The organism is Geobacillus sp. JS12 (genome assembly GCF_001592395.1).
In the GTDB taxonomy this organism is placed as follows: Bacteria; Bacillota; Bacilli; order Bacillales; family Anoxybacillaceae; genus Geobacillus; species Geobacillus zalihae.
This window is the reverse complement of the sequence record NZ_CP014749.1, coordinates 1,613,826-1,637,878: the sequence shown is the minus strand read 5'-3', so window position 1 is coordinate 1,637,878 and position 24,053 is coordinate 1,613,826. Positions and strand designations below refer to the sequence as shown.

The window sequence follows — 24,053 nt, the reverse complement described above, 5'->3', positions numbered from 1 at the left end:
ACGTGGAGAGGCAAACCGCCATCCCGCTCCGCGAGCGAAATATCATTTTGATCGGCTTTATGGGAGCGGGGAAAACAACGATCGGGCAGCTTGTCGCGAAGAAGCTGTACCGCGACTTTATCGATGTCGATGCGGAAATCGAGCGGCAGCACGGGATGACGATTCCGGAGATGTTCGCGCAAAAAGGGGAAGCGTATTTTCGGCAAGTTGAGCGCGAGCTGATCGTTGATTTGTGCACGAATACAAGGTTGAAAATCCTTTCGCTCGGCGGTGGCGCGTATTTGCAGGAAGAGGTGCGGCGCGCCTGTTTGGCCCACGGCATCGTCTTTTTCCTTGACTTGTCGTGGGAGCATTGGAAGGAAGAGCGGCTGCCGCTCATTGTCGACAGCCGCCCGGTGTTGAAAAACAAAACGTTGGAAGAAGTGGAGCAGCTCTTTTTCCAGCGCCAATCGGCCTATGCGCTCCACCATTCCCGCGTCATCATCAATGAGCTCGAGGCTGAACAGGCGGCGGACCAAATTGTTCAGTCGATTAAATGGACGTGGGATGTGTACGAGCCGAACCGTTGAGAGGATCCAGCGGCAGGCAAGCAAGCTCCTAGACAAAGGGGCTTGCTTTTTTGATTTTTTCATCGGCAAGGGTTGCCGCCATTTGATTGGAAATGGACTTCGGTTGACCAAAAAAGAAATTTCGAATGCCGCATCTGCCTGTTCTTGCCGGACAATCGTTTCGTTTGTTATAAATAGGGGAAATAGGTGAAAGATTGGGAGAGTGGGGAGATGGAGAAGCGGGTGTTCAGCTGGCTTTATGTGTATATGGTCTTGGCAGTGCTGGTTCTGTTCGCGCCCTATTGGCTTTGGTGGCTGAAACCAGAAACGAAGCTCGATTTGCTTATTGTCGACAAAACGGTGCCCGATCGGTCGTATCGCGAGCATCAAGGGCTCGTTTGGCTGCTCAATCAGCAAAAATACGTTCAAAGCAGCGGAAAGCGGTATGAGGCGGCGCGAGATTATGCCGGGTTTGCGCCGAAACAGGATGGAACGTACGAGGTGCGGCCGCTGCCAAAGGAGATGGAGCGGTACGATGCGGTCTATATCGTTGACACATACGGGGTATATGAGGAGGAGTTCGTCCGCAAGCAAATGGACGGCGCCCGTTCGGCGAAAGTGTACGGCGGGCTTGAGCGGCAGGAGATGGAGTCGCTTTGGCGGTTTGCCCGCCAAGGCGGGAAAACGTTGATCGCTGAGTTCAATTCGATGGCCCATCCGACAGAAAACGAAGTGCGCGCCTCGTTTGCCCAGCTGTTCGGCCTTGAGTGGACCGGCTGGATCGGCCGTTATTTTTCTGACTTGGGAAGCCGGGAAGTGCCGGTGTGGGTGAAAGAAAACTACAAAGCGCAATACGGAAAGCCGTTTTCGTTCCGCGGGCCGGGTATAGTGTTGGTCGATGAATCGGATCGCCTTCTTGTCCTCGATCGGCGTGATATTGGCGCCGATGGTGTCGTGTTTTCGTTCACAAAAGCGGGGGAAGCCCGTTGGGGCGGCAAGATGCGCGCGCCGTATGCGTATTGGTTTGACATCGTCAAGCCGCTTGATAAACACATGGTGTTGGCGACGTATACGTTGTCGCTGTCTGAGCGCGGGAAAGAGAAGCTGCGGGCGATCGGGCTGCCGCTTTCGTTTCCAGCCGTTGTTCGCTATGAGACAAAGACGTATCAGTCGTATTACTTTTGCGGCGATTACGCTGATCAAGGGGAACTGCCTTCCGTTTATCAGACCGTGGGGCTGGATGTATGGCGCAAATGGACGGCGGGCAGCCGCCCGGACAACGGCGCGGCCTTTTACTGGAAGGCGTACGTGCCGATGATGAAAGCGATTTTGCGCGAAATAGAGGGATACAAAAAGAAAGGAAAGCTGCAAGTCCAAGTTCAAACAGCCAAGCAGGAAGGGGTCCACTTGGCCGGAACGGTCGGGCGCGACTATTTGCAAGTATACCACAACGGGAGATGGGAGCCGCTGCTCATCAAAGGCGTCAACCTCGGCATCAGCAAGCCCGGCGCGTTTCCGGGAGAGGCGAAGATTACGAAGGAAGAATATTTCCGCTGGCTGCAATACATCGGCGCTATGGGGGCGAATGCCATCCGCGTCTATACGATCCATCCGCCTGCGTTTTACGAAGCGCTTTACGAGTACAACCAAATAGCGAAGCAGCCGCTTTATTTGTTCCATGGCGTTTGGATCGATGAAGGGGCGATGCTGCGGACGAAAGATGTGTGGTCGCCTGAGGTGAGTGAGTCGTTTCGCATGGATATTCGCCGCACGATTGACCTCGTTCATGGCAAGGCCCGCATTCCAAAACGGCCGGGTCATGCCGGCGGGGTGTACCGATACGACCTTTCCCCGTATGTTCTCGGCTGGATTTTCGGCGTCGAGTGGGATCCGGAAGTCGTGGCGGCGACGAACGAAAAACACCCGAAGCAGGGCGACTACCGCGGCAAATACGTGTACACGAAAGGAGCGAGCCCGTTTGAGGCATGGTTGGCGCAGGTGATCGACGAAGCGGTGGCGTATGAAGCGGAAACATACGGCTGGCAGCGGCCGGTCAGTTTTACGAATTGGGTGACGACTGACCTCCTCCGCCATCCGGCCGAGCCGCTTGTCAAAGAAGATCTTGTCTCCGTCAACCCGAATGTCATGTACGCCACTGACGAGCTGCGCGCCGGGCTGTTTGCGTCATACCATATTTATCCGTATTACCCTGACTTTTTGAATCGTGAGGAAAAGTACGTCAGCTATGTTGACCAACGCGGCGAGCAGAACAGCTATGCCGGCTACTTGCACGACATGAAGGCGGCGCACCGGATGCCGATTTTGGTCGCTGAATTTGGCGTTCCTTCTTCGCGCGGCATGGCGCATCGAAATGTGCACGGGAAAAATCAGGGGTTTTTGTCGGAACAAGAACAAGGAGCGATCGACCGGAAGCTGTTTGAGGACATCGTCCATGAGCGGATGGCGGGAGGGCTGTTGTTTTCCTGGCAGGATGAATGGTTCAAGCGGACGTGGAACACGATGGAGTACGACAGCCCGAACCGGCGGCCGTTTTGGCTGAATGCGCAGACGAACGAACAACATTTTGGGCTGCTTCGGTTTGAGCCACGTTCAAGCGCGGCCGCGATGATCAAGGTCGACGGGCGGAAAGACGATTGGACGTTCAATGGAATCCGTCCGGTTTGGACAGAGGGCAAGCGAGCGCTGTACGTCACAAGCGATGAAGGGTATTTGTACGTGCGGCTTGACAGCGGGCGCATCACCGATCGGACGACGGTCTACATGGCGTTTGATACGATTCCGAATCAAGGGCAATCGCGTCTGCCCGGCCTGTCTGGCGTCCGGACAGCGGGAATCGACTTTGCCTTGGTCATTCATGGAAAACAGAGCGCCCGTCTGCTTGTCGACAGCTACTATGACACGTTTTACTTTCATTACGGAAAAGAGCTGCATATGATGCCGGCGGCGCCGTACGCCAATCGCAAAGATAACGGCGTCTACCACCCGATTCGCCTGACATTGAACAAAAAATTGGAAGAAACCCGCGGCAAGGCCGTGCCGTTCGACTCATATGAAACCGGGGTGTTGCGGTTTGGCACGGCCAATCCCGACGATGCAGCGTACGATTCACTCGCGGATATCAGCGTCAGCCGCGATGGCGATATGTACGAAATCCGCCTGCCATGGGCGCTTTTGAACGTGACCGATCCGAGCCGGCGCGAGGTGATGGGCGACATGTGGTCGAAAGGCGGGCTCAAAAGCCGTGTCATGATTGAAGGCATTCGCCTTGGTTTGTACGTCAAGGATGAAGACGATTCGTTTTCTTTCCCGGCGATGAACGGGAATGTGCTCCCGGCCGCGCGATTTTATGAGTACACGTGGCCGGTGTGGGAGGCGCCGCGCTATCATGAGCGGCTGAAGCGGTCGTATGAGGTGATGAAAGAGGCGTTTTCACGCGTGGGCATCGCAACACAGCAGGGAGCGGAATAAAAAGAAAAGCGCTTGCCTCCTCTCGACATCGCGATCATTCATCAAAGCAAGCGCCTGTTTAAACAACAGAAGACAGAAGCCAAACCAACCGTCAAGCAGGAAAGCGCGGGCGGCCGGTTTGGCTTTTTTCGTTTTTTAAGAGATTTCGTTTTGTCCAGCCCGGGAACGGAGTTTTCGTTCATGTTGGAGGGTTTTGCGGGCGAGGAAGTCGACGGTTTCCTGTGTTTCCGACCATTCAAGGCGCCAATAGTTCATTTTCGTTTCCAAGCGCTCAAACCGAGCGTCAGTGCGTTTTTCCAGATCCAAGAGTTTTTGGTGCAACCGGTCTTCCGTTTCGCGAATTTTGGCATACAGCCGATTTTCTGTATCTTGGATCTCCGCGCGCAGTCGGTTTTCTGTATCTTGGATCTCCGCGCGCAGTCGGTTTTCTGTATCTTGGATTTCAGCGCGCAGTCGGTTTTCCGTGTCTTGAATTTCAGCACGCAGTCGGCTTTCCGTGTCTTGAATTTCAGCACGCAGTCGGCTTTCTGTATCTTGGATTTCGGTGCGCAGCCGATCCTCCATTTCCTTCATTTGTTGTTGAATTTTTCCGGAATGCAAGTCGAGCGCCTTTAAAATTTGTTGCACGATGGTGGCTCCTTCCACACGATTCACCTCCCTTCGCCTTTTATCATAGCACACGTCTGCGGCCAGCGAAATGAAAACCTTGTCCATTCGCTCGATTTTTTCACCAAACTTTCACCAACAAGGGGTAACGTAACGGCAGGAGACGAAGAACATGACGGAAAGGGAGAGTCGATGAAGAAAATACAATGGAAATGGGATGGATGGATTACGGCGATCATGGCTTGGTCAGCTTTTTTGCACTTCTATCAAATGGGAAACAGCGGTTCCAATGTGTATTATACGGCGGCGGCGAAAAGCATGGCCGCAAGTTGGAAGGCGTTTTTCTTCGCAGCGCTTGATCCGGAGGGATTCATTACCGTTGATAAGCCGCCGGCGGCGCTTTGGCTGCAGGCGTTGAGCGTGAAAGTGTTCGGAGTGAGCGATTTTAGCGTGCTTCTTCCGGAAGCGTTGGCGGGGGTTGCCTCGACGTGGATGATGTACGTCATCGTCAAGCCGTGGGCGGGTCGGATAGCGGCGCGCTGGGCAAGCTTCATTTTTTCCTGCACCCCGGTGTTTGTGGCCGTGGCGCGTACGAACAACATTGATGCCGTATTGGTATTTACGCTGCTTGTCGCGGTTTGGATGTTGATGAAAGCCGTCATGACCAAGCGGCTCGCATGGCTGATCGGCAGCTTTGCGGTCGTTGGGGTGGGGTTTAATATGAAAATGCTGCAGGCGTACATGGTGCTGCCGGCGTTTTACTTGTTCTATTGGTTGGCGGCGAAAACATCGTGGAAAAAACGGACGGGCCATTTGGCGATGGCCACAGTCGTGCTGCTTGCCGTTTCCCTTTCGTATGCGGGAGCTGTCGCTTTGATTCCGGCCGATAAACGCCCATACATTGGCGGCAGCAAAACCAATTCGGTGTTGGAGCTGGCCCTAGGCTACAACGGCATTGAACGGCTGACAGGGGAGGCCGGGCCGGGCGGTAGGATGGGGACGGATTTGAATGGGAGAGAGAGGTTGACAGAAACGAGCGGCATCACTGCACCGCCAAACGGTGGAGAGAATGGCGCATTTCCTTCAGAAGGAGCACCGCCTTCGATGTCCGGAGCGCCAGGAGCCCCTCCTTCTGCTCCAGGAGGCGGCATGGGCGGCATCGGCCGCGGAGAGATTGGCGATCCCGGCATTTTTCGGCTGTTCCAGCTTCCTTTAGCCGGACAAGCGAGTTGGCTGCTGCCGTTTGTGATGGTGGTAGCTGTCGGATGGATGGCTGATGTATGGCGCCGCCGCCAAATAACGTTGTTTCATCGTTTCTTGCTCTTTTGGCTTGCTTGGCTTGGACCGATGATGGTGTTTTTCAGCATCGCCGGGTTTTACCATCGTTACTATTTAAGTATGCTGGCTCCGGCGATTGCAGTGTTGGTGGGAGCTGGAGGAACGATGCTCGCTTCGTTTGGAACCGGTGAGCGTCGAATGACATGGCTGTTTCCGACAGCTCTTTTGGCCACTTATGCGTTTGATATATGGATTGCTTGGCAATACAACCACTCATTGTCGGCCGTGTGGCCGATGGCGGTCGGATTTTACGGACTGGCGGTCGTTTGCCTCTGGTTGGCGATGGAAGGGCGCGAGCGTTGGCGGCGGATTATCTATGCGGCCGCGTTGTTTGGCTTGCTTGTGCTGCCGGCGTATTGGTCGCTCACACCTGTGTTGTACGGAACGAACAGCACGATTCCATATGCAGGGCCCGATTTGCGCCGGGAAGGAGGCGCCATGCTGACTGCAGCGATGCCGGCGGGGCAGGACGGGCGCTGGCGGCAAGGGCAAAGGGATGTGCGGTCGGATGAAGGGACTGAGCTTGGAGGCCGCCATTCATTGGCCGCTTTAGTGGCTTATTTAGAGCAACACGCTGGAAAAACCAAATACTTGGCCGCGACCATTCGAGCAACCGAAGCGGCGGAGATGATGCTTCATACCGACCGCGCGGTGATGGCGATGGGTGGATTTGGGGGAACCGATCCAGTGTTGACCCCCTCGAAGCTGGAGAAGATGGTCCAAAACGGCGAGGTGAAGTATTTCCTTCTCTCTGGAGAGGGACGGGGCGACAATGAGCTGGTGCAATGGATCAAAACGCATTGTCAAGAAGTGCCGTCGTCACAATGGGGCGGTGGGCAAAGCGAGACCTTTGGCGGCATGGGCCGCGGAGGAATGACGCTGTACGTGTACAACGGCTAGCATCTGGTGCTCGAGTATGTTGGCGAATACTTCGATAACGTTTTTTCACTTGCAACGGAAGCGCCGTGCGGTTTTTCGCGAAATCATGGGACGTCGCACGCGAAAAGCTGCGCTTTGAGCACGATGGTGCAAAACGATGCGGTTTGCATCGCTCTCTTTTTTCGGGTGTGAGGATAGAGGCGTGTGTGAGCTGTCTTTTCGCAGAAAAAGGCAAGAAGCGAACGAAGGAGGGGACATGAATGGCGACCTATTCTGTCATTATCCCTGTATATAATGAGGCGCTGGTCATCCGCGAGACGTACCGGCGGTTGAAAACCGTCATGGAGCAAACGGACGAACCGTATGAATTGTTGTTCATTAACGACGGCAGCACGGATGAGACGCTGGAGATCTTGAGGGAATTGGCCGTGAAGGATGACACCGTGAAGTACATTGACTTTTCCCGCAATTTCGGCCACCAAATCGCCATTACCGCAGGGATGGACTATGCCTCGGGCCAAGCGATCATCGTCATTGACGCTGATTTGCAAGACCCCCCGAGCTTATTTTAGAGATGATCGAGCGCTGGAAGGAAGGGTATGAAGTGGTGTATGCCCGGCGCGTCAAGCGCAAGGGCGAGACGGCGTTCAAAAGATGGACGGCTTACGTGTTTTACCGGTTGCTGCGAGCGGCGACTGAAATCGACATTCCGGTCGATACAGGCGATTTTCGCCTTATTGACCGGAAAGTGTGTGATCAGTTACGCTATATGAGGGAGCGAAGCCGTTTTGTCCGGGGGCTGGTAAGCTGGATCGGCTTCCGGCAGACGGCGGTTGAATACGAGCGGGAGCCGCGTTTCGCCGGCGAGACGAAATACCCGCTCAAAAAGATGATCCGGTTTTCGCTTGATGGCATCACTTCTTTTTCATACAAGCCGCTGAAGCTGGCGAGTTGGCTTGGGTTCTTGTTGTCGGCGGCCAGTGTGGTAGGGATGTTCGTTGTCCTTTACCTTAAATGGTTTGCCCATTCAACGGTCGCCGGCTGGGCGTCGTTGTCGATGGTCATGCTGCTTGGCAACGGGGTGACACTGCTCATGCTCGGCGCGATTGGCGAATATATCGGCCGGATTTACGATGAAGTGAAAGAGCGTCCGCTCTATATTGTCAATGAAACGTGGGGAGTCGGAACGAAACATGAACGGAAGCCTTCATACATTTCGTAAAGAAAACCAAACCGTATGGCGATTTGTGGTCGTCGGAGTGAGCAATACCGCGGTGGACTTCGTCGTCTTTTTTTTGGTGACTGCCGCAGGCGCTCCGGCGGCGGCCGCCCAAGTCGTTTCCTACGGCGCTGGGATGGCGAACAGCTACATTTGGAATCGGCGTTGGACGTTTCAAGTGAGACGAAAGGCCAATATAAAGGAAGTTTTGCGCTTTCTTGCCGTCAACGGGTTGTCGCTTGGCGCGTCGCTTGGCGTCTTATTGGCGGGCGAACTGTTCATGCCGCTCTGGCTAGCGAAAATGGCGGCGACGATGGCCGGGATGGCGGTGAATTTTATCGGCAGCCGCTATTGGGTGTTTGCGGAAACGGGAAAATAAGAAAACGATCCGGAAGCCATGCGTTGGGCCCGGATCGTTTTATGCTTTAGAAGGCTGGTGATTTACGGGAGTAGGTCGCTTCCCAGCATCATTTTTCAAATAGAAAACCCCTGTGGCATCGGTACCGCTTTTCACACGTTCCCCCATCGATCAAGGGAAACAGCTGTTTTTTTTACCAGCCTTTTAGAGCACTGGTGAAAAACGACCGATTTCGCTGAACCCGTTGCTTTCAGTATGAAAGAGAAGCGCTGATTTTGCCAGCCTTTTCGAAACTTGGTGAAAAAAGAAGCCGGCTTCGCTGCGCCATCGTTATGACTCGCGAATTTGCCCCGTCCCGTACACGAGCGATTTCGTCGTCGTGATGGCGACAAGCCCCATCGGACCGCGAGCATGCAGCTTTTGCGTGCTGATGCCGATTTCCGCCCCGTAGCCGAACTGCTCGCCGTCCGTGAAGCGGGTGGAGGCGTTATGGTACAAGACAGCGGCGTCGACCGCTTGGAAAAAGCGACGGACGTTCGCTTCATTTTCGGTGATGATCGCTTCCGAGTGCTTCGTTCCGTAGCGGCGGATATGGGCAATCGCCTCATCGACATCGGCGACGAGCTTAACCGCTAAAATCGGCGCCAAATACTCCGTATGCCAGTCGTCTTCCGTCGCCGGCTTGATGAACGGATACGATGACGCGAGGCGGCCGTCGCCGCGCAGCTCGACGCCGCGGGCGTGCAGCGCCTCAAGCAAGTCGTCGGCATATGGCCAACGCTCATGGATGAGCACCGTTTCGATGGCGTTGCAGACGGACGGCCGCTGCAGTTTGGCGTTCAGGACGATCTCAATCGCCATTTGCCGCTCGGCTGATTCGTCGATGAACATATGACAGTTGCCGACGCCGGTTTCAAGCACCGGCACGGTGGCGTTTTCGACGACCGAGCGGATGAGCCCGGCGCCGCCGCGCGGGATGAGAACGTCCAAATACTCGTTCAGGCGAAACATGTGCTGGGCCGTTTCCCTGCTTGTGTCTTCGAGCAGTTCAATCGCCGTTTCCGGAACGGTCGTCGCGCGGAGCGCCTCTTTCATGACGGCGACAAGCGCTTTGTTCGAATGAAGCGCTGACGAGCTGCCGCGAAGCAGGACGGCGTTTCCGGTTTTCAGGCAAAGGCTGGCGGCATCGACCGTGACGTTCGGCCGCGCTTCATACACCATGCCGACCACTCCAAGCGGCACGCGCACCGTTTGGATGCGAAGCCCGTTCGGCCGCGTCCATTCCTCGACGATTTCTCCGACCGGGTCGGGAAGGAAAGCGACTTGGCGGACGCCGCCGATGATTTGGTCCATTCGTTCGTCGGTGAGCTGCAACCGGTCGAGCAAAGCCGGTGACAGCCCTTGCTCGCGGCCTTGGGCCATATCTTTCTCGTTTTCTTGCAAAATGAAGGCGCGTTCGCGGTCAAGCGCTTGGGCGATTTGTTCCAATGCGGCGTTTTTTTCTTCCGTTGACAGCATCGCGAGCGTTTGTGAGGCGGTTTTCAGACGCTCGGCTTTTTCAAGCAGTTCGGTCATTTGAATACACTCTCCTTTCGCAAGGTGACCCAATTGTCGCGGTGAATGACTTCCGGGCGGTGCAAGTACGAGTATTGCCGCGCTTCCTCGCTCGGAAGTCCTTTTACTTTTTCTAAATCGGCAGCGGCATAATACACTTGGCCGCGGCCGATCGTGATCCCTTTCTCATTGACAACATCGACGACATCCATCGCATGAAAGTCGCCGGAAACGGCCGTGACGCCGGCCGGCAGCAAGCTTTTGCCGCGCGCAAGGAGCGCTTCCTCCGCGCCGCTGTCAACGGTGATCGTGCCGGCGACAGGCGCGTGATACGCGATCCATTGCTTGTGCATTTGCATTTGCTTCGGAAATGGGGCACCGATGTACGTCCCATCGCCTTTTCCGGCTAAAATATCGGCGAGTTTTCCTTTGCCTCGCCCGGTGCCGATAAAGACGCTGACGCCGAAGGACAACGCTTTTTGGGCGGCGAGAAGCTTTGAGCGCATCCCGCCGGTGCCGACTGCCGAGCCGCTGCCGCCGGCCGCTTCGATCATTTCGTCGGTAATGTGCGGCAAAAAGGCGTATTTTTTCGCCTGTGGATTCGTTTTCGGGTTGGCGTCATACAGCCCGTTAATGTCGGTAAGCAACATGAGCGCATCGGCGTGCAAAAAACCGGCGACAAGCGCCGACAGCATATCGTTGTCGCCAAACGTCAATTCTTCAACGGAAACGGAGTCGTTTTCATTGATGATCGGGATCGCCCCGTGTTCGAGCAGCGTCGTCATCGTGGCGAACAAGTTGCGAAACCGTTCGCGGCTGTAAAAGTCGCTGCGCGTCAACAACAATTGGGCGGCCGTGAAGCCAAAGCGGGCGAACGCCGAGCTGTACGCCTGCATGAGCAAGCTTTGCCCGACGGCAGCCGCGGCCTGTTTGCCGGCGATCGTCGTCGGCCGCGCCGGGTAGCCGAGCGGCCCGAACCCGGCGGCGACAGCGCCGGACGTGATGAGAATGACGTCATGGCCAAGCTGTTTGAGATAAGCGATCGCCTCAACGTGATCGAACAGCTTGTCATGGCAAAGGCCGCCTTTCGGATCGGTGAGCGAGCTGCTGCCGATTTTGACCACCACGCGCTGCCGTTTCATCGCGTTCCTCCCTCCTTTGCGTGTTGAATGGCATGAGTTGGATTGCCTAGCCGTCCTGCGAAGCGGCCGGCCAATAAAAAACGCTTTTCCTCCTTTCGCAAAAGGACGGAAAAGCGTTCCGCGGTACCACCTTTTTTGGCGCCTAAAGCGCCCCCTCGAGCCTGTAACGCAGGCGTGCGGCTTATGTTTGCATAAGCGGCCGTCTAGGGCAGGTTCAACCGGCTTCCCGCGAGGAACCTTCCAGCCTGTGGGTTCCACTCTCTGGCGCGTTCCCTCGGTTTACTAGTCCCGTGCCGTTCCTGTTGTTTTCTTGTCAAGGAGTGCAATTTGTAAGAAATTATGACGCCAAATGCTCCGGTTGTCAAGAGGAAAGGCTGATTTTTCTGACTTGTTTTTTCGAAGCAGATTTTGAAAACGCATTCATAATAAAGGTAATTGTCTTTCTATTAGAAAAAGTGGTACAATACTAGCAATCAATCAAACCGCATGATGGAGGGACCGATGATGAAAAAACGGCGCAGCGACATGATCAAAAAAGGATTTGACCGTGCTCCGCACCGAAGCCTATTGCGAGCGGCGGGCGTAAAAGAAGAAGACTTTGATAAACCGTTTATTGCGGTGGTGAATTCATACATCGACATTATTCCGGGGCACGTTCACTTGCAAGAGTTTGGGAGAATCGTGAAAGAAGCGATTCGCGAAGCGGGCGGCGTGCCGTTTGAAATGAACACGATCGGCGTTGACGACGGTATTGCGATGGGCCATATCGGGATGCGCTATTCGCTGCCGAGCCGGGAAATCATCGCCGATTCGATCGAAACGGTTATCTCGGCGCATTGGTTTGACGGCATGGTGTGCATTCCGAACTGCGACAAAATTACGCCGGGAATGATGATGGCGGCGATGCGTCTTAACATTCCGACGATTTTCGTCAGCGGGGGACCGATGAAAGCCGGCGTGACGAAGGATGGGCGGAAAATTTCACTGTCATCTGTATTTGAAGGCGTCGGGGCGTATTTAGGGGGAACGCTCGATGAGAAAGGGCTTGAAGAACTCGAACGGTACGGCTGTCCGACGTGCGGATCGTGCTCGGGCATGTTTACGGCCAACTCGATGAACTGTCTCGCTGAAGCGCTCGGGCTTGCACTGCCGGGCAACGGCACGATTTTGGCGGTCGACCCGGCGCGCAAAGAACTTGTCCGCCAGTCGGCGAAACAGCTCATGTATTTGATCGAGCATGACATTAAACCGCGCGACATCGTCACCGAAAAAGCGATCGACAATGCGTTTGCCCTCGACATGGCGCTTGGCGGCTCGACGAATACGGTGCTGCATACGCTGGCGATCGCCAACGAAGCCGGCATCGAGTACTCGCTTGAGCGCATCAACGAAGTGGCGGCGCGCGTGCCGCATTTGGCCAAACTCGCCCCGGCGTCGGACATCCATTACATCGAAGACTTGCATGAAGCGGGCGGCGTTTCGGCCGTGTTGAACGAACTGGCGAAAAAAGAAGGCACGCTTCATTTAGATACGCTCACCGTCACGGGCAAAACGCTCGGGGAAAACATCGCCGGCTGCGAGGTGAAAAACTACGATGTCATCCGGCCGATTGACAACCCGTATTCGGAAACGGGCGGGCTTGCCATTTTGTTTGGCAACCTGGCGCCGGACGGCGCCGTCATCAAAACCGGCGCGGTCCAAGGCGGCATCACGCGCCATGAAGGTCCGGCGATCGTGTTTGATTCGCAGGAAGAGGCGCTTGAAGGCATCGCCAGTGGCAAAATCAAGCCGGGACATGTTGTCGTCATCCGCTACGAAGGACCAAAAGGCGGCCCAGGGATGCCGGAAATGCTGGCGCCGACGTCGCAAATCGTCGGCATGGGGCTCGGCACCAAAGTGGCGCTTGTCACTGACGGCCGCTTCTCCGGCGCCTCGCGCGGCCTATCCGTCGGCCACGTTTCACCGGAAGCGGCCGAAGGCGGGCCGATCGCGTTCATCCAAGACGGCGACATCATCGAGATTGACACGGTGAAACGGACGATCAACGTCAAGCTGTCCGATGAAGAGCTCGAACGGCGGAAGGCGAACTGGAAAGGCTTTGAACCGAAAGTGAAAACCGGCTATCTCGCCCGCTACTCGAAACACGTCACCTCGGCGAGCACGGGGGGATTATGAAAATTTAGGCGAAATAGGATCAAGGAAGGCGGCGCTCCATCAGCATGAGCGCTGCCTTCTTTTTTCATTTCTAAACTTTCCCATCAGCAGAAACAATCTAAAAAGCCCAAACTGCCATCCGTCCTCTTCTTGGCCCTCAAAAAAGAGTATTGACATTTTAAAATATTTAACCTATTTTAAAATTAAATATAATAGTTTAAACATATAACGTTTATATAACGTTATATGTTTATCATTATTTGAAAGCGCTTTAATAGAGGGGGCGGAAACGATGATGTTGCATGACATTGAGACGGCTGCACGCAGCGAGCTTGAGGCTCTCCAGCTTGAGCGGCTGCGGGCGGACGACGGCGCGCATGTCGCGGGTCAAAGGGCGGGTTGATGATATGATCATCATCCGCGGCGTCAATGTGTTTCCATCGGAAATTGAGCACCATCTGCTTCGCGTCTCGGAACTGGCTCCGCACTATCAGCTGCATCGGTTTCTTCACGGGCGTCTCGAAGCGCTTGAATTGCATGCCGAGGTGACGGAATATTTTTACAATCAGGTTGGCGGTGATTTGCAAAGCGGGGCAGCGATTGAGCTTGTTCGGCGCATCCAGTCGTTGTTAAAAACGCATTGCTTGATTTCCATTGGCGTTCGTCTTCATCCTCCCAAAACGCTCCCGCGCTCAGAAGGGAAAGCAGTGCGCGTTATTGACCGCCGCAAACAAGAGAATCCCGTGTAAAAAAGCGAGAAAAATAGTTTCTATTTTTATAACATTTAAATATAATAACGTTAAATAAACGTTATATAATAAATTTTTAATAGAGGGGATGGAGGATGGCAGCGATGATGATGTTCACCCGCCTGTCAGATGAGGAGAAATACGAACGGTTTATGCAGCGCATCGAGGCGGGAGAAAAGATCGAAGCCGATGACTGGATGCCGGATGAGTATCGGGTGACGCTGATCAAGCTCATTGCGATGCATGCGGTGAGCGAAATTATGGGAGCGCTTCCGGAAAAAGAATGGGTGCCGAAAGCGCCGTCGCTGCGCCGCAAGCTTGGCATTATGGCGAAAGTGCAGGATGAAATGGGGCACGGCCAGCTGCTGCTGCGGGTGGCGGAAGATTTGATGGCGCCGCTTGGCAAAACGCGGGACGATATTCTCGAAGATTTATTGAACGAACGGTTGAAGTTTCACAATGTCTTTCATATGGCGGCGCCGACATGGGCGGATGCCGGGTTGATCGGCTGGCTCGTCGATGGAGCAGCGATTATGACGCAGACGAACATGCTCGATGCCTCGTACGGACCGTATGCGCGGGCGCTGAAGCGCATTTGCGCCGAGGAAGTGTTTCACGCCCAGCACGGCGAGTCGATTATTTTGGCGCTCGCCGAAGGGACGAAGGAGCAAAAAGAGATGCTCCAAGAGGCGCTCAACCGTTGGTGGGAGGCGCTGCTTATGTTTTTCGGTCCGCCGACGGCCGATACGACGGGAACGTCAAAGCAAGACATCACGATCAAATACCGCATTCGCACGAAAACGAACGAGCAGCTGCGTCAAGACTTTTTCACGAAATACGTGCCGCGCATTTGGGCGCTCGGACTGAAGATTCCTGATGAGACCATGCATTTTGACAAAGAGAAGGGCCAATGGATTTACCGGCAGCCGGATTGGGAGCGGTTTAAAGAAATCATCCGCAACAACGGGCCGAAGTCGCAGGAGCGGCTTGAGCTTCGGCGGACGGCGTACAAGCAAAATGCGTGGGTGCGTGAGGCGCTTGGCGCGGTCCGGACGGCTGGATGAGGAGGGATGGCCATGGCGGGAAAAGAACAAGGATTTTATCAAGTGTTTGAAGTGTTCAGCCGCAAAGCGCCGGATGCACCGATGCAGCATCAATTCAGTTTGCTTGCCCCCAATGAGGAGATTGCGCTCGTGATGGCGCAGGAAAACTTTATGCGCCGCGAGCCGGTCGCGGATCTTTGGGTTGTGAAGCGGGACTATATCCGGCGAATGAGTGAGGAGGAAAAAGCAGCGCTCAAGCGGCTTGACAACAAAGATTACCGGTTGACGCGAGGATATGGGGATTTAAAGAAACGATGGCGCAAATATGAGCAAAACGTGCTTGATGAGAAGGAAATTTTGTCATGGAAAGGCGAGATTCGGCGATGAGCGAAAAACCGATTCACTTCCATCCAGACGGTCAAGAGGCGCTTGTCGAGCTATTGTTTCAGCTCGCGGATGATGATTTTTTGCTTGCCTACCGCGGCTCGGAATGGCTTGGGTTGGCGCCGCATATCGAGGAGGATATTGCGTTTTCTTCCATCAGCCAAGATACGATGGGGCATGCGGCCATGTATTATCAGCTGCTTGAAGATCTTGGCTGTGGATCAGCCGACGAACTGGCGCACGCACGTCCGGCTTCGGCGCGGCGCAATGCGGTTTTGCTCGAACGGGTAAACGGCCCGGGGCATTATTTGCGCGAGCCTCGCTATGACTGGGCATTCACCGTTGTTCGCCAGTACTTTTATACACAGGCGAAACGCATCCGTCTTGAATCATTGACAAAAAGTGTGTATACGCCTTTGGCCGAGGTGGCGGCGAAAATTCAAGTGGAGCTGCATTATCATTTGCTTCATTGGCATACGTGGTTTGTCCAGCTGACGAATGCCCCTTTGGAAGCGCGGACGCGAATGACGAAAGCCATCCAAGACGTGGCCGCTGATTTTGCCGGCGTGTTGACGCTTGGGGCGAAGGGAGCGGACATGGTGCGATGGGGATTGATTGACGACGAAAAGGTGCTGACAGAACGGACGATTGCCGCGCTGGCGCCGGCGTTTGCCGAAGTGGGGCTTGATTGGCCGATGCCGTTTGGCATGAAACATGGCAACGGCCGCAACGGCGAACATACGCCGGATTTGGACGAAGCGCTGGCGACGTTGTCAGAAGTATACCGCGCCGTCCCGCATGCGGTCTGGTGATGCCGGCGCCGCTGTTGGCCAAAGTGCGGCGTTGGGCATGATGCCTCTTTGTGCCGGCGAGGTGTTTGTTGAAGGAGCAAAACGGCATAGCATTGGCGGCACTAGGCAGCCAAAGAGGGAAAACGGCGGCGGATTGGGAAATGCGAGGGAGAATCATGACAAAGGAAGAGGTTTGGAAAACGTTGGAGTTGGTGAAAGACCCGGAAATCCATTCCGTTAGCATCGTCGATCTCGGGATGGTGGAACGGGTTGACGTTCATGACGGAGCGGTCTCGGTCTGTCTGCTGCCGACGTTTCTCGGGTGTCCGGCGCTTGACATCATCCGCGCCAAGGTGGAGGAAGCGGTGAAGCAGGCAGGGGCTTCGGCGGTGACGGTGGAGTTTCTCCGCCATCCGCCGTGGACGTCCGACCGGATCAGCGAAGCCGGACGGGAGCGGCTAAAGCAGTTCGGCATCGCCCCGCCGCCGCGGCAAATGCCGTCAGGGGCATGGCAAGTGGCGTGTCCATATTGCGGGGCGGAGCGGACCGTCATGGAAAATTTGTTTGGCCCGACCGCCTGCCGCAGCATTTTCTACTGCAAACAATGCAAAAATCCGTTTGAAGCGATGAAGCCTGTATTGGTTTCACGATAAGAAAAGGGAGAGGAGATGTTCGCCATGTTTAAAATGATCGCTTTGTACAAACAGCCGAAAGATAAGGAGCAATTCGACGCTCATTATTACGGAACGCATGTGCCGCTGACGGAAAAAATTCCGGGCCTGCGCAAAATCACAGTGACGAAAATTACCGGCACGCCGATGGGGACGGAAAGCGAGTATTATTTGTTGTGTGAAATGTATTACGACAGCCAAGAGGCGTTTCAAGAAGCGATGAAAACGAAAGAAGCGAAAGCATCGGCCAAAGATGTCATGTCGTTTGCCGGCGATCTCGTCACCTTTATGGTCGGTGAGGAAGTAGAGCATGAGTGAATGGAATTCCATTGCGGTGCGGCAAGAAGGAGCGGTCGGCATCATCGAACTCGCCCGTCCGCATGTGTTGAACGCGTTAAGCCGTCAAATGGTGGCGGAAATCGTGGCGGCGGTGGAAGCGTTTGACCGGGATGAAACAGTGCGCGTCATCGTGCTGACCGGGCGCGGGCGAGCGTTTGCGGCAGGGGCGGACATTCAAGAGATGGCGGATGATGACCCGATTCGCCTTGAGTGGCTGAACCAGTTTGCCGATTGGGATCGCCTGTCCATCGTGAAAACGCCGATGATCGCCGCGGTGAACGGGTTGGCGCTCGGGGGCGGTTTTGAGCTGGCGCTTTCGTGCGACTTGATTGTCGCGTCGTCGGCGGCCGAATTTGGCTTTCCAGAAGTGAACCTTGGCGTCATGCCAGGTGCGGGAGGCACGCAGCGATTAACGAAACTCATTGGACCGAAGCGGGCGCTTGAGTGGCTATGGACCGGGGAGCGCTTGCCGGCGGAGGAGGCGCACAAACTGGGCATCGTGACGCGCGTCGTCAGCCCGGAGCTGCTAATGGAAGAAACGATGCGGTTGGCCGGGCGGCTCGCCCAACAGCCGCCGTTGGCTCTTCGGCTGATCAAAGAGGCGGTGCAAAAAGCGGTCGACTATCCGCTCTATGAAGGCATGCAATTTGAGCGAAAAAACTTTTACCTATTGTTCGCCTCGGAAGACCAAAAAGAAGGGATGGCGGCCTTCCTCGAAAAACGGAAGCCGCGCTTCCAAGGAAAATAAGGGGGGCGCTTTATGTACGAAACGATCCGGTATGAAGTAAAGGGGCAAGTGGCCTGGCTGACGCTCAACCGTCCGGATCAGCTCAATGCGTTTACGGAGCAGATGAATGCAGAAGTGACGAAAGCGCTCAAACAAGCAGGGGCGGATCCAAACGTCCGCTGTATGGTGATCACAGGCGCAGGGCGGGCGTTTTGCGCCGGGGAAGATTTAAGCGGCGTGACGGAAGAAATGAACCACGGCGACGTGTTGCGCACCCGGTACGCGCCGATGATGAAAGCGCTTCACCGCTTTGAAAAGCCGGTTGTCGCGGCGGTGAACGGGGCGGCGGCCGGCGCGGGCATGAGCTTGGCGCTGGCGTGTGATTTCCGGCTTCTTTCGGAAAAAGCGAGTTTCGCTCCTGCGTTTATTCACGTCGGTCTTGTGCCGGATGCGGGCCATCTGTACTATTTGCCGCGCCTCGTCGGACGGGCGAAGGCGCTTGAGCTTGCGGTGCTCGGGGATAAAATCTCCGCTGAACAGGCCGCCTCGCTCGGGCTGGCGACCAAGGTCATTCCTCTCTCTGATTGGGAGGAGGGAGTCAAGCAGTTTGCCGAGCGGCTCGCTGCCATGCCAACGAAGGCGATTGGACTCATCAAACGGCTGCTTCGCGAAGGCGAAGAAACGACGTTTGACCGCTACTTGGAACGGGAAGCGGAATGCCAACGCATTGCCGGCATGACGGCAGATCACCGCGAAGGCGTCAAGGCGTTCTTTGAAAAACGAAAACCATTATTCCGAGGAAACTAAGCAAGGGGGATGAAACGATGGCGACTGTGAAACAAAAGAAAATGGAACCGATGCCGACCAAACGCGATTTCTATCATTTGATTGTGAACGGGGAGCGGGTGGAAAGCGCTTCGGGAGAGACGTTTGAAGTGATCAATCCGGCCACTGGCGAACCGGTCGCCCGCGTTGCGAAGGGGACGCGCGAGGATGCCGAACGGGCGGTGCAGGCGGCGCGGCGTGCGTTTGATCATGGGAAATGGCGTCATTTCCCGGTGCAAAAACGCGCCCGCATCTTGCACCAAATTGCATCCATCATGCGCGAACGTTTCAATGAATTGGTGGAATTGGAAATTTTGAATACCGGAAAAGCACTGTCAGCAGCTCAAGGACAAGTAATGCAAGCCATTGAAGACTTTGAGTTTTTTGCCGGAGCGATCATTGGCCACCGCGGGGCGGTCAACCCGATGCCGGGGGCGTTTCACAACTATACGGAAAAGGAGCCGGTCGGTGTGTGCGCCCAAATCATTCCGTGGAACTACCCGCTCATGATGGCGGCTTGGAAAATCGCGCCCGCCATTGCCGCGGGATGCTCGGTTGTCGTCAAACCGGCGTCGCTGACGCCGCTCACCTGCCTTGTGCTGGCGGAAATTTGCCACGAGGCCGGGGTGCCGGAAGGGGTCGTCAATGTGGTGACCGGCGCCGGGGCGGAAGTCGGCGACTATTTGGTGGAGCATCCGCTCGTCGACAAAGTCGCGTTTACCGGATCGACGCCGGTCGGGAAGGAAATTATGGAGAAAGCGTCGAAAACATTAAAACGGGTGACGCTCGAGCTGGGCGGCAAATCGCCGAGCCTTGTATTTGCGGACGCCGATTTGGAAGCGGCTGTCGCCGGCTCATTGTTCGGCATTTTCTACAACAGCGGACAATCGTGCGAGGCGCGCTCTCGCTTGTATGTGCATGAAAGCATTTATGACGCCTTTATGGAATCGTTCGTGGCCAAAACGAAGCAGCTGAAACTCGGCAACCCGTTTGATGCCGGCACGCATGTCGGGGCGATCATCAGCCGCGGGCAGCTGGAAGTGATCGATGAATATGTGCAATCGGCTGTCGCCGACGGAGCGACGATCGTTGCCGGAGGGAAAGAAGCGGTAGTCGAGGGATTTGAAAACGGTTACTGGTATGAACCGACGATTTTGACGAACGTGAGCCATCAAATGAAAGCGGTTCGCGAAGAAATTTTCGGACCGGTTGTCGTCGTCATGAAATTCCGCGATGAAGCCGAAGCCGTTGAATTGGCGAACGATAGCGACTATGGGCTGGCCGCCGCCGTTTGGACGAAAGATCATGGCCGCGCCGTTCGCGTAGCGAAACAGCTGCGTTCCGGCATTGTCATGGTCAACAGCCCATTCTCCGCCTTCCCGGGCACGCCGTTTGGCGGCTACAAACAGTCCGGATTCGGGCGCGAGCTGTCTGTCGAGGCGCTTGATTTGTACACAGAAACGAAAAGCGTGCTGTCGTATTACGGGCCGCGTCCGCTTAATCCGTTTGGCGTCTAAGGGCTTTTGCCGTTTGGCGTTTGCCAACATACGAGAGCGGGTCGCGTCCTTGGACGCAACGTTCAAGTTGCCGCCCTTGAAGGCAAGAGCGAATTCGGGCAAGCGTGAAGAGACGCGCCTGTCCGTTTGCTGAGCACCCCGTCGCGCGTGATGGGGTGCCCATTCATTTGACGGCGTCCGCCGCTTGGTGAGAGAGAACGCTAGCTCGATGCATCAGCCACCGTACATCAACACACGGGAGGGGGAAGACGATGATCGAACGTCTTGTTGTCGTCGGCAGCGGCGTGATGGGGAGAGGCATTGCGTATGTCGGCGCTGTCGGCGGGTTTCAGACGACCTTAGTGGACATTAAGCAAGAACAATTGGAGAGCGCCCAGAAGGAGATTGCTTCAATTTTTGAACAAGCGGTCGCTCGGGGGAAATTGACAACGGGCGAGCGGCAAGAAGCCGAGGCGCGCCTGTCGTATTCACTTGATTTGGCGGCCGCTGTGCGCGATGCCGATTTGGTGATCGAGGCCGTGCCGGAAAAACTTGAATGGAAAAAGCAAGTGTTCGAGACGATTGACGCCCATGCGCCGGCGTCGTGCTATTTTGCGACGAATACGTCCACCATGAGTCCGACCGAAATCGGTTCGTTCACGAAGCGGCCGGAGCGGGTGATTGCCATGCACTTTTTCAACCCGGTTCATAAAATGAAGCTTGTGGAAATCATCCGCGGTTTGGAGACGAGCGACGAAACGGCGCAAATGGCGAAGGAAGTCGCCGCGCGGATGGGGAAAGAAACCGTTGTCGTCAATGAATTTCCGGGATTCGTCACGAGCCGGATCAGCGCCCTTGTCGGCAATGAAGCGTTTTATATGCTGCAAGAAGGCGTGGGGACGCCGGAAGAGATCGACAAAGCGATCAAGCTCGGCCTCAATTTCCCGATGGGCCCGTTTGAGCTGGCCGACTTAGTCGGGCTCGATACGCGGTTGAATAACTTAAAATATTTGCATGAAAAGTTGGGCGAAAAATACCGCCCGGCGCCGCTGTTGGAGCAATACGTCAAAGCGGGGCGGCTCGGCCGCAAAACAGGCCGCGGCGTCTATGACTATACGAATCGGGAAAACATCTGATTCGCTGGAAAAGGAAGGGAGAGAACATGGGCAGAGAAGTCGTGATTGTCGATGCGGTGCGCACGCCGATTGGCCGCTACAAGGGCGCGTTGAAAGACGTCAGGCCGGATGATTTGGCGGCTGTTGTCATCCGGGCGCTTATCGAGCGAAATCCGGGTTTGCCGGTGGAACAAATTGATGATGTCGTTTTTGGCAACGCCAACCAAGCCGGCGAGGACAACCGCAACGTCGCCCGCATGGCGGCGCTGTTGGCCGGGCTGCCCATTGAAGTCGCAGGGGTGACGGTCAACCGGCTGTGCGGTTCAGGGCTTGATGCGGTCAATTATGCAGCGCGGGCGATTTTGGCTGGAGAGGCGGATATCATGATCGCGGGCGGCGTGGAAAGCATGACGCGCGCTCCGTTTGTCATGCCGAAACCGGCAAGCGATTTCCCGCGCGGCAACATCGAGATGTACGATACGACGATCGGCTGGCGCTTTATCAACCCGAAAATGCATGAAATGTACGGCACCGACAGCATGCCGCAGACGGCGGAAAACGTGGCGAAGCGGTTCGGCGTGACGCGCGAGGCGCAAGATGAGTTTGCCTATGAAAGCCAAATGAAAGCGAAACAAGCGATCGAAACGAATCGGTTTGCGGATGAGCTCGTGCCGGTTGTATACCACGATCGAAAAGGCAACCGCGTTGTCGTCGATAAAGACGAGCATCCGCGTCCGGATACGACGCTTGAGAAACTGGCGAAGCTGCCCCCATTGTTTGAAAACGGCACGGTGACAGCCGGCAACTCGTCCGGCATTAACGACGGGGCGGCGGCGCTTTTGTTAATGAGCGCCGAAAAGGCAAAAGAACTCGGGCTCAAGCCGCTGGCTGCCTATGTCACTTCAGCGGTCGCCGGCGTTGAACCGGCCGTCATGGGAATCGGCCCGGTTTTTGCGACGCGCAAAGCGTTGCGCCGCGCCGGGTTGTCGCTTGACGACATCGGGCTTGTCGAGCTGAACGAAGCGTTCGCCTCACAGGCGCTAGAGTGCATTCGCCAGCTAGAGCTCGACCGGTCGAAAGTGAACGTCAACGGGGGAGCGATTGCCCTCGGCCATCCGCTTGGCGCGAGCGGCGCCCGCATTTTGACGACATTGATTTACGAAATGCGAAAACGCGGCGTCGCCTATGGCTTGGCGACGATGTGCATCGGCGTCGGCCAAGGAATCGCCACCATTGTGAAAAACGCAGACGAACGGTGAGAGTATTTCGCCAGGTTGGCCTTGTCGCGGCGGCTTGGCGAAATGCCGCCGGATCGGGCTGCGGCCGCCCGTTGGCGCGCCGCTGAGAGCCGCCTGCTTTTTAGCGGTGCGGCTCTTTTTTATTCCGTTTGTTTTTCGTCCGTCTTGCCAGCGTGAGAAAAGTTTGTTACGATTATAGTTCGAAAACAAGATAAAGGGAGTTTCATTGGATGAATACGCGCTCACTCATTTTTACCATTTACGGCGACTACATCCGCCGCTACGGCGGTGAAATTTGGATCGGGAGCCTCATCCGCCTCCTTCGCGAATTCGGCCATAACGACCAAGCGGTGCGGGCGGCGGTGTCGCGCATGAGCAAGCAAGGATGGATTCAGGCAGAAAAACGCGGCAATAAAAGCTACTATTCCCTTACGGCGCGCGGCGTCAAGCGGATGGAAGAGGCGGCGCGGCGCATTTACAAAACGCGTCCCGAGCATTGGGACGGGAAATGGCGGATCCTGATCTATACGATTCCTGAGGAGAAGCGGCATTTGCGCGACGAACTGCGAAAGGAGCTTGTTTGGAGCGGGTTCGGCACGATGTCCAACAGCTGCTGGATGTCCCCGAACAATTTGGAGCAACAAGTGTACGACTTGATCGACAAGTATGACATCCGCCCGTATGTCGACTTCTTTTTGGCCGAATACGACGGTCCGCATACGAACAAGCAGCTTGTGGAAAAGTGCTGGAACTTGGATGAGATCAACCAAAAATACGAGCAGTTTATTGCCGTCTACAGCCAAAAATATGTCATTGACAAACATAAAATTGAGCGCGGCGAAATGTCGGATGCGGACTGTTTTGTCGAGCGAACGAAGCTCGTTCATGAGTACCGGAAGTTTTTGTTCATCGACCCCGGCCTGCCGGAAGAGCTGCTGCCGAACGAGTGGATGGGAAGCCATGCCGCCGCCTTGTTCAACGACTATTACCAACAGCTCGCCGCACCGGCTAGCCGTTTCTTTGAAGCGGTGTTTCAAGAAGGGGCAGAGCTTGACAAAAAAGAAGAGGAAGAGACCTCCGTGGAATGAACCGGGATGCACGGCGCAACAGCAGCTGGGCATCCCGGTTGCCGTTTACGGAACGTTTGGTATAGGAGTGTGGAAGAAGTATGTTGTGGTTCAAACAATCATCGTTAGTGCGGGTGGGCCTACCAAGCGTTATCGATTTTACATCGCTGCGGGGGGATGACTTGAGCCAGTCTCATTGGCGAAAAATAGGCTTCAAACGGAATTCATACGGGTGAATTGGTGTTCGTTTTTTCTTCATCATCCATTCTCATCGTCTAAAAAATATGGTATCGTTTATATATAACGTATTTTTTACGGAGT

Annotated in this window: 20 protein-coding genes and 1 pseudogene; 18 read left to right on the top strand and 3 right to left on the bottom strand. The window is 55.4% G+C overall.

What is annotated here, in order from left to right:
* The first annotated feature begins 2 nt into the window (after nucleotides 1-2).
* Both A0V43_RS07920 and A0V43_RS07915 read left to right on the top strand, forming a co-directional pair.
* Complete coding sequence (locus A0V43_RS07920) at nucleotides 3-569, top strand: shikimate kinase (RefSeq protein ID WP_063192828.1); 567 nt, start codon at nucleotides 3-5, stop codon at nucleotides 567-569.
* A 210-nt stretch (nucleotides 570-779) separates the two neighbouring features.
* Nucleotides 780-4,037, top strand: coding sequence for a hypothetical protein (locus tag A0V43_RS07915; RefSeq protein WP_063192827.1), 3,258 nt, complete (start codon nucleotides 780-782; stop codon nucleotides 4,035-4,037).
* A gap of 135 nt (nucleotides 4,038-4,172) precedes the next feature.
* On the opposite strand, the gene A0V43_RS07910 is transcribed toward A0V43_RS07915, so the two are convergent.
* Nucleotides 4,173-4,682 (bottom strand): hypothetical protein, encoded by a 510-nt coding sequence (locus A0V43_RS07910; RefSeq protein ID WP_063192826.1) that lies wholly within the window; start codon nucleotides 4,680-4,682, stop codon nucleotides 4,173-4,175.
* Nucleotides 4,683-4,835: 153 nt separating this feature from the next.
* On the opposite strand from A0V43_RS07910, the gene A0V43_RS07905 reads away from it, so the two are divergent.
* The 3 genes and pseudogenes from A0V43_RS07905 (at nucleotide 4,836) to A0V43_RS07895 (ending at nucleotide 8,458) form a co-directional block, all read left to right on the top strand.
* On the top strand, nucleotides 4,836-6,881 hold the full coding sequence (locus A0V43_RS07905; RefSeq protein ID WP_063192825.1) for a glycosyltransferase family 39 protein: 2,046 nt from the start codon (nucleotides 4,836-4,838) through the stop codon (nucleotides 6,879-6,881).
* Nucleotides 6,882-7,120: 239 nt separating this feature from the next.
* Nucleotides 7,121-8,082, top strand: a pseudogene (locus A0V43_RS07900) (glycosyltransferase family 2 protein).
* The gene (locus A0V43_RS07895; protein WP_063192824.1) at nucleotides 8,054-8,458 is read left to right on the top strand and encodes a GtrA family protein; all 405 of its coding nucleotides are present in this window, start codon (nucleotides 8,054-8,056) and stop codon (nucleotides 8,456-8,458) included. Before A0V43_RS07900 ends, A0V43_RS07895 begins: the two are co-directional and overlap by 29 nt.
* Before the next feature lie 309 nt (nucleotides 8,459-8,767).
* Here the strand turns inward: A0V43_RS07895 and A0V43_RS07890 are convergent, their stop codons facing one another.
* Both A0V43_RS07890 and proB read right to left on the bottom strand, forming a co-directional pair.
* A complete protein-coding gene (locus tag A0V43_RS07890) occupies nucleotides 8,768-10,012 on the bottom strand; it encodes a glutamate-5-semialdehyde dehydrogenase (RefSeq protein WP_063192823.1) in 1,245 nt (414 codons plus the stop codon).
* Entirely contained in the window at nucleotides 10,009-11,133 is a 1,125-nt protein-coding gene (proB, locus tag A0V43_RS07885) for a glutamate 5-kinase (RefSeq protein WP_063192822.1), read from the bottom strand. The genes A0V43_RS07890 and proB overlap by 4 nt, the downstream gene beginning before the upstream one ends.
* A 504-nt stretch (nucleotides 11,134-11,637) precedes the next feature.
* Between proB and ilvD the strand changes: the two genes are divergently transcribed.
* From ilvD to paaX, 13 genes are all read left to right on the top strand, one after another.
* A complete protein-coding gene (gene ilvD, locus A0V43_RS07880) occupies nucleotides 11,638-13,308 on the top strand; it encodes a dihydroxy-acid dehydratase (protein ID WP_063192821.1) in 1,671 nt (556 codons plus the stop codon).
* Between the two features lie 356 nt (nucleotides 13,309-13,664).
* Nucleotides 13,665-14,036, top strand: a complete 372-nt coding sequence (locus A0V43_RS07875) for a phenylacetate--CoA ligase family protein (RefSeq protein WP_236612564.1) — start codon at nucleotides 13,665-13,667, stop codon at nucleotides 14,034-14,036.
* Nucleotides 14,037-14,131: 95 nt separating this feature from the next.
* Nucleotides 14,132-15,100 (top strand): 1,2-phenylacetyl-CoA epoxidase subunit PaaA, encoded by a 969-nt coding sequence (gene paaA, locus A0V43_RS07870; protein WP_063192819.1) that lies wholly within the window; start codon nucleotides 14,132-14,134, stop codon nucleotides 15,098-15,100.
* Between the two features lie 12 nt (nucleotides 15,101-15,112).
* Complete coding sequence (gene paaB, locus A0V43_RS07865; protein ID WP_011231529.1) at nucleotides 15,113-15,466, top strand: 1,2-phenylacetyl-CoA epoxidase subunit PaaB; 354 nt, start codon at nucleotides 15,113-15,115, stop codon at nucleotides 15,464-15,466.
* A complete protein-coding gene (gene paaC / locus A0V43_RS07860; protein WP_063192818.1) occupies nucleotides 15,442-16,275 on the top strand; it encodes a 1,2-phenylacetyl-CoA epoxidase subunit PaaC in 834 nt (277 codons plus the stop codon). Before paaB ends, paaC begins: the two co-directional genes overlap by 25 nt.
* Before the next feature lie 155 nt (nucleotides 16,276-16,430).
* A complete protein-coding gene (gene paaD, locus A0V43_RS07855; protein WP_063193836.1) occupies nucleotides 16,431-16,907 on the top strand; it encodes a 1,2-phenylacetyl-CoA epoxidase subunit PaaD in 477 nt (158 codons plus the stop codon).
* Nucleotides 16,908-16,931: 24 nt separating this feature from the next.
* Entirely contained in the window at nucleotides 16,932-17,243 is a 312-nt protein-coding gene (locus A0V43_RS07850) for an EthD family reductase (protein WP_025950499.1), read from the top strand.
* Complete coding sequence (locus A0V43_RS07845) at nucleotides 17,236-18,012, top strand: enoyl-CoA hydratase/isomerase family protein (RefSeq protein ID WP_015375103.1); 777 nt, start codon at nucleotides 17,236-17,238, stop codon at nucleotides 18,010-18,012. The genes A0V43_RS07850 and A0V43_RS07845 overlap by 8 nt, the downstream gene beginning before the upstream one ends.
* A 12-nt stretch (nucleotides 18,013-18,024) precedes the next feature.
* Nucleotides 18,025-18,798, top strand: a complete 774-nt coding sequence (locus A0V43_RS07840) for an enoyl-CoA hydratase-related protein (RefSeq protein ID WP_063192817.1) — start codon at nucleotides 18,025-18,027, stop codon at nucleotides 18,796-18,798.
* A gap of 17 nt (nucleotides 18,799-18,815) precedes the next feature.
* Nucleotides 18,816-20,333 carry an aldehyde dehydrogenase family protein gene (locus tag A0V43_RS07835; protein WP_063192816.1) on the top strand — a complete coding sequence of 506 codons (1,518 nt, stop codon included), beginning with the start codon at nucleotides 18,816-18,818 and terminating at the stop codon, nucleotides 20,331-20,333.
* A gap of 251 nt (nucleotides 20,334-20,584) precedes the next feature.
* Nucleotides 20,585-21,448 carry a 3-hydroxyacyl-CoA dehydrogenase gene (locus tag A0V43_RS07830; RefSeq protein WP_063192815.1) on the top strand — a complete coding sequence of 288 codons (864 nt, stop codon included), beginning with the start codon at nucleotides 20,585-20,587 and terminating at the stop codon, nucleotides 21,446-21,448.
* A gap of 26 nt (nucleotides 21,449-21,474) precedes the next feature.
* Nucleotides 21,475-22,686, top strand: a complete 1,212-nt coding sequence (locus A0V43_RS07825; RefSeq protein ID WP_063192814.1) for a thiolase family protein — start codon at nucleotides 21,475-21,477, stop codon at nucleotides 22,684-22,686.
* 209 nt (nucleotides 22,687-22,895) lie between these two features.
* Entirely contained in the window at nucleotides 22,896-23,753 is an 858-nt protein-coding gene (gene paaX / locus A0V43_RS07820) for a phenylacetic acid degradation operon negative regulatory protein PaaX (protein WP_033008035.1), read from the top strand.
* Nucleotides 23,754-24,053: the final 300 nt, after the last annotated feature.

Coding starts and splice junctions, on each gene's coding strand:
- A0V43_RS07850 (WP_025950499.1), top strand. CDS start 16,932: ATGTTTAAAATGATCGCTTTGTACAAACAGCCGAAAGATAAGGAGCAA.
- ilvD (WP_063192821.1), top strand. CDS start 11,638: ATGAAAAAACGGCGCAGCGACATGATCAAAAAAGGATTTGACCGTGCT.
- paaA (WP_063192819.1), top strand. CDS start 14,132: ATGGCAGCGATGATGATGTTCACCCGCCTGTCAGATGAGGAGAAATAC.
- paaD (WP_063193836.1), top strand. CDS start 16,431: ATGACAAAGGAAGAGGTTTGGAAAACGTTGGAGTTGGTGAAAGACCCG.
- A0V43_RS07830 (WP_063192815.1), top strand. CDS start 20,585: ATGATCGAACGTCTTGTTGTCGTCGGCAGCGGCGTGATGGGGAGAGGC.
- A0V43_RS07875 (WP_236612564.1), top strand. CDS start 13,665: ATGTCGCGGGTCAAAGGGCGGGTTGATGATATGATCATCATCCGCGGC.
- A0V43_RS07915 (WP_063192827.1), top strand. CDS start 780: ATGGAGAAGCGGGTGTTCAGCTGGCTTTATGTGTATATGGTCTTGGCA.
- paaC (WP_063192818.1), top strand. CDS start 15,442: ATGGAAAGGCGAGATTCGGCGATGAGCGAAAAACCGATTCACTTCCAT.
- paaB (WP_011231529.1), top strand. CDS start 15,113: ATGGCGGGAAAAGAACAAGGATTTTATCAAGTGTTTGAAGTGTTCAGC.
- A0V43_RS07825 (WP_063192814.1), top strand. CDS start 21,475: ATGGGCAGAGAAGTCGTGATTGTCGATGCGGTGCGCACGCCGATTGGC.
- A0V43_RS07905 (WP_063192825.1), top strand. CDS start 4,836: ATGAAGAAAATACAATGGAAATGGGATGGATGGATTACGGCGATCATG.
- A0V43_RS07840 (WP_063192817.1), top strand. CDS start 18,025: ATGTACGAAACGATCCGGTATGAAGTAAAGGGGCAAGTGGCCTGGCTG.
- proB (WP_063192822.1), bottom strand. CDS start 11,133: ATGAAACGGCAGCGCGTGGTGGTCAAAATCGGCAGCAGCTCGCTCACC.
- A0V43_RS07845 (WP_015375103.1), top strand. CDS start 17,236: ATGAGTGAATGGAATTCCATTGCGGTGCGGCAAGAAGGAGCGGTCGGC.
- paaX (WP_033008035.1), top strand. CDS start 22,896: ATGAATACGCGCTCACTCATTTTTACCATTTACGGCGACTACATCCGC.
- A0V43_RS07890 (WP_063192823.1), bottom strand. CDS start 10,012: ATGACCGAACTGCTTGAAAAAGCCGAGCGTCTGAAAACCGCCTCACAA.
- A0V43_RS07835 (WP_063192816.1), top strand. CDS start 18,816: ATGGCGACTGTGAAACAAAAGAAAATGGAACCGATGCCGACCAAACGC.
- A0V43_RS07895 (WP_063192824.1), top strand. CDS start 8,054: ATGAACGGAAGCCTTCATACATTTCGTAAAGAAAACCAAACCGTATGG.